Origin of the sequence: Pseudomonas sp. S60 (assembly GCF_016647865.1) — a bacterium.
Lineage (GTDB): Bacteria > Pseudomonadota > Gammaproteobacteria > Pseudomonadales > Pseudomonadaceae > Aquipseudomonas > Aquipseudomonas parafulva.
Window position 1 is genome coordinate 156,355 of the sequence record NZ_JACVVH010000005.1, and the last position, 7,450, is coordinate 163,804.

General features: G+C 65.0%; 5 protein-coding genes. 3 read left to right on the forward strand and 2 right to left on the reverse strand.

The genetic code is table 11. The features are described 5' to 3' along the window. Nucleotides 1-91 precede the first annotated feature (91 nt). Nucleotides 92-2,566 (forward strand): TonB-dependent receptor plug domain-containing protein, encoded by a 2,475-nt coding sequence (locus IAE33_RS04405; RefSeq protein ID WP_201162452.1) that lies wholly within the window; start codon nucleotides 92-94, stop codon nucleotides 2,564-2,566. Between the two features lie 46 nt (nucleotides 2,567-2,612). Here the strand turns inward: IAE33_RS04405 and IAE33_RS04410 are convergent, their stop codons facing one another. Together IAE33_RS04410 and IAE33_RS04415 are read right to left on the reverse strand one after the other, a co-directional pair. Further along, nucleotides 2,613-3,932, reverse strand: a complete 1,320-nt coding sequence (locus IAE33_RS04410) for an LLM class flavin-dependent oxidoreductase (protein WP_201162453.1) — start codon at nucleotides 3,930-3,932, stop codon at nucleotides 2,613-2,615. A 29-nt stretch (nucleotides 3,933-3,961) separates the two neighbouring features. After that, a complete protein-coding gene (locus IAE33_RS04415; protein ID WP_201162455.1) occupies nucleotides 3,962-4,915 on the reverse strand; it encodes an ABC transporter substrate-binding protein in 954 nt (317 codons plus the stop codon). Between the two features lie 244 nt (nucleotides 4,916-5,159). On the opposite strand from IAE33_RS04415, the gene IAE33_RS04420 reads away from it, so the two are divergent. Then, nucleotides 5,160-5,768, forward strand: a complete 609-nt coding sequence (locus IAE33_RS04420; protein WP_201162457.1) for a cysteine dioxygenase — start codon at nucleotides 5,160-5,162, stop codon at nucleotides 5,766-5,768. Then, nucleotides 5,765-7,348 carry a rhodanese-related sulfurtransferase gene (locus IAE33_RS04425; protein WP_201162459.1) on the forward strand — a complete coding sequence of 528 codons (1,584 nt, stop codon included), beginning with the start codon at nucleotides 5,765-5,767 and terminating at the stop codon, nucleotides 7,346-7,348. The genes IAE33_RS04420 and IAE33_RS04425 overlap by 4 nt, the downstream gene beginning before the upstream one ends. Nucleotides 7,349-7,450: the final 102 nt, after the last annotated feature.

A 7,450-nucleotide genomic window follows, 5' to 3' on the forward strand; every position in this document is an offset into this window, starting at 1 on the left:
CGACAACGGCCCCCTGAACACCGCAAACCTTGAATCGCCAGGCCCATGAGGCGCCTGGCGCCTACCCCCCTGCGTGCTTTTCGAGGACATGATGCCCAAACCCCCTTTCATCGCCTTGCCACTGGCCTGCCTGCTTGCGCCCCTGGCCAATGCCGAACCCGCCCCCGAGGACCCACGCCTGGATACCGTCACGGTGATCTCCACCGGCATGCGCGGCAACCAGCGCACCGTGGCCGACAGCCCCGCCGCCATCGACGTCATCAGCAGCGAGCAACTGCTGCGTACCGGCCGCGCCGAGCTGTCGGAGGCCATCGCCAGGCTACTGCCGTCGTTCAACTTCGGTACCAACATCGCCGGCTTTCAGTCCGGTGTGCGGCCCTTGAGCAATCGCAGCCTGGGCCCGGCGTACACCCTGGTGCTGGTCAACGGCAAGCGGCGTCACAACAGCGCCGTACCGGCGAGCGGCTCGACAGACAACAGCGGGGCCAATGCCGTCGATATCGACATGATCCCGGTGAGCGCGGTGTCGCACATCGAGGTACTGAAAGACAGCGCTGCAGCCCAGTACGGCTCCGATGCCGTGGCCGGAGTGATCAACATCATCCTCAAGAACGCCAGCAGCGGAGGCCATTACGAAAGCAGTTATGGCCAGCTGTACAGTGGCCAGGGCGAAACCCTCAAGCTGGCCGGGGACCAGGGTTTCGTGTTGGGTGATGGTGGCTTCCTGCACTTGTCGGGCGAGGCGCGCAAGCGAGGTACCGCCAGCTGGATCGACAAGGCAGCGCCCGGCTACCGCGCCTATTTCGAAGATGACCGCCAGGCCACCTGGGACCGCCGCGCCGTGAAGAACGGCGACCCCGACCTGCGCGCCTTCAACCTGGGCTACAACGCCGAACTGCCCCTGAGCGATGACCTGAAGCTCTACTCGTTCGCCACCTATGCAGAACGCAAGCTCGAGGCCTACAACAACTACCGGCTGCCCAACAGCAATGCGTCCATCCCCGAGCTGTTCCCTGACGGCTACTACCCGCTCAACAATATCAAGGACACCGACTACCAGTGGCTGCTCGGGGCAAAAGGGGCTGCCGGCAACTGGGACTGGGACCTGTCCACCAGCTACGGGCGCAACAAGAACCAGCAGTCCAGCGACCTCACCATCAACCCCACTTACGGCCCCGCCTCGCCCACGTCCTTCGACGACCTGGCCACCCTGCAATTCGACCAGTGGGTCAACAACCTCGACATCACCCGCGCGTTCGACAGTGTGTTCGGGCTGGCCGTACCCACCCGCGTATCGGCTGGCCTGGAACATCGCTGGGAGCGTTTTCGCACGTTCGCAGGCGACCCGCTGGCCTACAGCGTGGGGCCCTACACCTACCCGGCAACGCTGGCCGATGGCAGGCCAAACCCGCTGTATGCACTGGCCAGGGGCCAGACCGCAGTGGGTGCCCAGGCGGCGCTGACCATTCGCCCGGAAGATGAAGCGGACGTCAAACGCAACAACTACGCCGCCTACCTCGACCTGGGGTTCGACCTGTCACCGCGCTGGTACCTGGGCACGGCAGCGCGGTTCGAGCACTATGACGACGAGTCGGGCAACACGGCCAGCTTCAAGCTCAATTCACGCTACGCCCTCACCGACACGCTGGCCGTGCGCGGCACATTGGGTAGCGGCTTTCGGGCCCCTTCGCTGACCCAGTCGGGCTACACCGTCAGCGACAACCGCACCGCGCTGGATGCCGATGGCAATGTGGTGCCCGCGCTGCGGCGCACCGTAGCCCCGGGCAGCGCCGCAGCGCAGGCCTTCGGCGGTGGCACCCTGGACCCGGAAAAGTCGCGCAACGCAGGCCTGGGCATTACCTGGCAGCCGGCACGCCGCACCAGCGTGACCCTGGATACCTACCTGATCGACATCGATGACCGCATTCTGCTTACCGAAAACCTCTACGACCGCGCCGGCGGTGCAGGCGCAGTGGGCGACATGCTTGCATCACTCGGCCTGGCCCGCACCACCTGGATCAACTACTACACCAACGCGTTCGACACCCGTACCCGCGGGCTGGACCTGGTGGCCGACCACACCAGCGAGTTCGGTGCCATGGGCGATGTTCGCTGGACCCTGGGCTTCAACTGGAACAAGACCACCGTGCGCGGTACCCGTGGCACGCCACAAGCGCTGGCGGATGCGGGCATTCAGGTAGTCGGGCATGGCCGTGAGGGCGACCTGGTGGCGGCCTCACCGAAAACCAAGTGGGTACTGGGGGGGCAATGGCTGCTGGGCAATTTCACCGGCACCTTGCAGACCACCCGCTACGGCAAGGTAGAGACCTGGCAGCAGAACGCCGCGCAGGACCGCAGCTTCGGCGCCAAATGGATCACCGACCTGGACCTGTCCTATCTGCTGTTCGACAGCCTTACCCTGAGCCTGGGCGGCACCAACATCTTCAACGTGCGGCCTGACAAGAATGGGGTCTACAACCCCAACGGCAACCAGGCCGCCTATGGCAACCCACCCTTCCATCCCGGCGGCGGCTACTGGTACACCAAGCTGGCCTACGATTTCTAAGGCAGGGGCTGGAATGGTTGAAGGCCGCATTGCGGCCTTCAGTGCACTAGCGGCTGAAACGCGGAATGCTCAGCCCAAGGCTTTCGCGCAGCGTCGTGCCCTCATAAGCATTGCGGTAGACGCCCCGCTCCTGCAACAGCGGCACGACCTCTTCGGTGAAGCGGCGGAACTGCTCCGGGTGGCCAATGTAGATATTGAAACCGTCCAGGGCTCGCGCTTCGAACCAGTGCGCCATCTTCGCCGCCACGGTCTGGGCCGAGCCCACAAATGCCCCGGGGCGCAACTGGCGCCCGAACTCGATGGCCTGGCGCAGGGTGAACCTCTTGTCCCGCGCCTGATCGGCGATGCGCTTGGCGTTGGTGAAGAAGCTACTGCGCGCATGCTCCAGGCTTTGCTGGGGGAAGGGAGCGTCGAGGTCGTACTGGGTGAAATCATGCCAACCGAAGTTACGGCCAAACTCTTTCAAGGCCAGGTCGAAACTGTGGTCGGCCTGGTGGTAATGGCGCTCGATCTCACGGGCGTGCTCATCGCTGTCACCCACGTAGATTTCCGCGCCCGGCAGCACCAGCAACTGGTCCGGGTCGCGCCCCAAGCGTGCCGCGCGCCCCTTGATGTCACGGTAGAACGCCTGGCCCTGTTCGATGCTGGCAGCATGGGTAAACACCACATCGGCGGTGGCAGCCCCCAGGTCACGCCCCTGTTCCGAGTCCCCTGCCTGGAAGATCACCGGTTGCCCTTGAGGCGAGCGCTGGATGTTGAGCGGGCCGACCACCGAAAAGTGCGCCCCCTGATGATTCAAGGCGTGCAGCTTCGAGGGGTCGAGGAACCGCCCGCTGGCCCGGTCGCGGGGGAACGCGCCTTCCTCGTACGACTGCCACAACCCCTGCACCACCTGCACATGCTCCTGGGCGCGCGCATAGCGGGTGTCGTAGTCGTAATGCTCATCCAGGCCATAGTTGCCAGCCGTTCCGGCATCACCACTGGTGACCACGTTCCAGCCGGCGCGCCCTTTGCTGATCAGGTCCAGCGAAGCCAGCCGGCGGGCAACGTTGTACGGCGCGTTGTATGAGGTGGTCAACGTGCCTACCAGGCCGATATGGCGGGTGCTTACCGCCAGGGCCGAGAGCAGTGTCAGGGGCTCCAGGCGGTTGAGGTAGTGCGAGGGCGAGCCGGGGGTGATGTACTGGCTGTCAACGATGAAGACCAGGTCGAACAGCGCGGCCTCGGCTTGCCGGGCTATATCGATGTACCAATCGATGTTGACGCTGGCGTCGGTGGGCAGCGCCGGGTCCAGCCACAGGTTGTGCCGGCCGGGGCCACCGCAACCCATGGTCAGGGCGCCAAGCTTGATCTGTCGTTTGCTCATGGGAATCCTTGCAAGGGGTGATGACCGGTTCAATGGTTGCTGGCCTGGGGCTGGGCGATCGCTGCCGTGAACGAGGTGTCGAACAGGGTTGCTGCGGGGTAGGCCTTGATCAGGCCGAGCCCGGCGAAGAAGTCCACGGTGGTCTGTGCGTCTGCGATCACCTGCGGGTCGAGCGGGGCCAGGTCGGTACGTGCGCGGGCGAACCAGGCGCGGGCAATATCTGCGTCGGCACGGGTGCGTTTGGCCCAGTCATCGGCATAGGCCTCGGTGTTGGCCGGGTTGCCGAGGGCCCAGTCACGGGCTTTTTTCAGGCGGTGCAGGAAGTCGGCGATCTGTGGGCGCTTGTGCTCGATCGCCTTGCTGTTGGCGACCACGAAGCTCTGCGCCGGGATGATCCCTTCGGCTGTGGCCAGTACCCGTGCGCCATGGCGCTCCTGCTGGGTGACGTAGGGTTCCCACGTGGCGATCACGTCTACGGAGCCGCCATCCAGGGCATGGGAGGCATCCAGCGCACTGAGGTAACGCAGTTCCAGCGCATCGCGCGGTACGCCCGCTTTGTCCAGGGCGCTGAACAGTAATTGCTGGCTCCATGAGCCTTTCCAGATGGCCGCGCGCTTGCCGCGCAGGTCCTGCAGGCTGTGTATGGCCGAGTCCTTGCGTGCCAGTATGGCCACCCCTTCGAGGTTCTGCCGGCTGACCGCGATCACCTTGATCGGCGCACCCAGGGCCCCCAGGAACAGCGGCGGCGCATCGCCCAGCAGGCCGACGTCCAGGCTGCCCACGTTTAGGGCTTCGGCGACCGGGGAGCCCGCCGTGAACTGCTTCCACTCCAGGGTATAGGGCAGGTCGTCGAGCACGCCGGCGGCTTCCATCACCGCGCGGGCGTTGTAGCTCTGATCGCCTACTACCAGGGTCTGGGCAGCAGCGGCAACGCTCAGGGAAGACGCCAACAGGGTGGCGGCCAATCGCTTGAAATAACGCACGTACGTCTCCAGGGCCCATCAGGGCCTGTAAGGCGATCCGCGCGTGCGGTCTCGTCAGGGTGAATGATCAAGCCAGGTGGCAGCGCCACGCTTGATCGAACAGGGCATTGTGGGGGGATTTGAAAGCATGAAAGGCCATCTGTAAATGCATTATTTGCATATTAGCTTATGAATATTTTGCATTTTGATTATAGATGGCCCCTTTGCTAGGGTTTACCCAACCTTACGCCGAAGAGCCCCTGTCATGAGCCACCCCTTGCGCACGGAACGCTTGCGCCACTTCATCGACAGCCTGGCCGGGCTGTTGGACCGGCAACCGGATGAAGCCACCCTGTTGCGGCATGCCCAGCCCCTGCTGGCTAACCTTGTCAGCCACGACGACTGGCTGCCAGACGACCTCGCCAGGCCTGACCCGCAGCGCTACCAGCAATACCTGCTGCACTGCGATTCACGCCAGCGCTTCTCTGTGGTGAGCTTCGTGTGGGGCCCGGGCCAGCGTACGCCAGTGCACGATCACCGTGTGTGGGGCCTGATCGGCATGCTGCGCGGTGCCGAGGACTCGCAAGGTTTCGTCCGCGACCCGGCAGGCGGGCTGCGCCCTGATGGCCCCGCCATACGCCTGTCGCCCGGGCAGGTGGAAGCGGTATCGCCCCAGGTGGGGGACATCCATCAGGTCAGCAATGCCTACACCGACCAGGTGTCCGTCAGTATCCATGTCTACGGGGCCAACATCGGCGCCGTCCGACGCGCCGTGTACAGCGAGGACGGTACCGAAAAGCCGTTCATTTCCGGTTACTCCAACCTTCACCTGCCCAATATCTGGGACCTGTCCAAAGAGAACCTTGCCCCATGAGCGCCGTCACCACCCGCCAATACACTGACATTCGCCGGGCCTTGCTGGCACGGCAGGAACTGGCCCTGCTGGACGTGCGCGAAGAAGACCCGTTCGCCCAGGCGCACCCACTGTTTGCCGCCAACATCCCGTTGTCGAAACTGGAACTGGAGGTGCTGGCCCGCATCCCACGGCGCGATACCGCCATTACCGTGTATGACAACGGCGAGGGCCTGGCCGAACAGGCTGCCCGGCGTTTGCTGGACCTCGGTTACCGCGACGTGGCCACCCTTGAAGATGGCCTGGCCGGCTGGCGGGCAGCGGGTGGCGAGCTGTTCCGCGACGTGAATGTACCCAGCAAGGCGTTTGGCGAGCTGGTCGAGAGCGTGCGCCATACCCCCTCGTTACCCGCTGAGCAGGTGCAGCAACTGCTGGTGCAAAACGCCAACGTGGTTGTGCTGGATGCGCGTCGCTTCGACGAGTACCAGACCATGAGCATCCCAGGCGGCATCAGCGTACCGGGTGCCGAACTGGTATTGCGCGTGGCAGAACTGGCGCCAGACCCTTCCACCCAGGTGATCGTCAACTGCGCCGGCCGCACGCGCAGCATCATCGGCACCCAGTCCCTGGTCAACGCAGGCATCCCTAACCCGGTAGCGGCCCTGCGCAACGGCACCATCGGCTGGACCCTGGCAGGTCAGGCCCTGGCCCACGGCCAAGCGCAACGTTTTGCCCAGGTGAGCGAAGGCACCCGCGCCCGCGCCGCACGCCAGGCCAGAGCAGTGGCTGACCGCGCCGGTGTACAGCGGCTCGGTCTTGACGGGCTGGCACGCTGGCAAGGTGAGCTTGCCCGTACCACCTACCTGTTCGATGTGCGTACACCTGAGGAGTACAGCGCCGGCCACCTCCCTGGCAGCCGTTCGGTGCCGGGTGGCCAACTGGTGCAGGAAACCGACCATGTCGCCAGCGTGCGGGGTGCCCGCATCGTGCTGGTGGACGACGACGGCGTGCGCGCCAACATGAGCGCCTCGTGGCTGGCGCAAATGGGCTGGGAGGTCGCAGTACTGGACGGCCTGGGCCAGCAGCACTTCAGTGCCCAGGGCGACTGGCAGCCACCGCTGCCGGCCGTGCCCACCGCCGATGAAATCGATCTTCGGCAACTGGTCCAGTGGCTGGATGAAGACGGCACCGTGGTGCTGGACTTCACCACCAGCGCCAACTACGTCAAACGCCACATCCCTGGCGCCTGGTGGGCGATCCGTGCGCAACTGCCCGAAGTGCTCGAACGCACGCCGGCGGCCCAACGCTACGTGCTGACCTGCGGCAGCAGCCTGCTGGCACGCTTCGCCGCCCAGGACCTGCGAGCGCTGACCCGTGCACCGGTGCATGTGCTCACGGGCGGTACTGCTGCCTGGATTGCGGCCGGAAAGCCGCTGGAAACGGGGGAAGCCCGGCTGGCCGTGGCCCGTAGTGATCGGTACCGCCGCCCTTATGAGGGCACGGATAACCCCCGGGAGGCGATGCAGGGCTACCTTGATTGGGAGTTTGGGCTGGTGGCGCAGCTTGAGCGGGACGGGACGCATGGGTTCCGGGTGATTTAGGCTGGAGGGCGGTGGGGCTGGGGGTGTACATCGTTAGGTTTGCAGCGCCTGTGAGACCGAGCGCCGCCCGCGCGGCGCATCGCGAGCTTTGCTCGCTCCTAC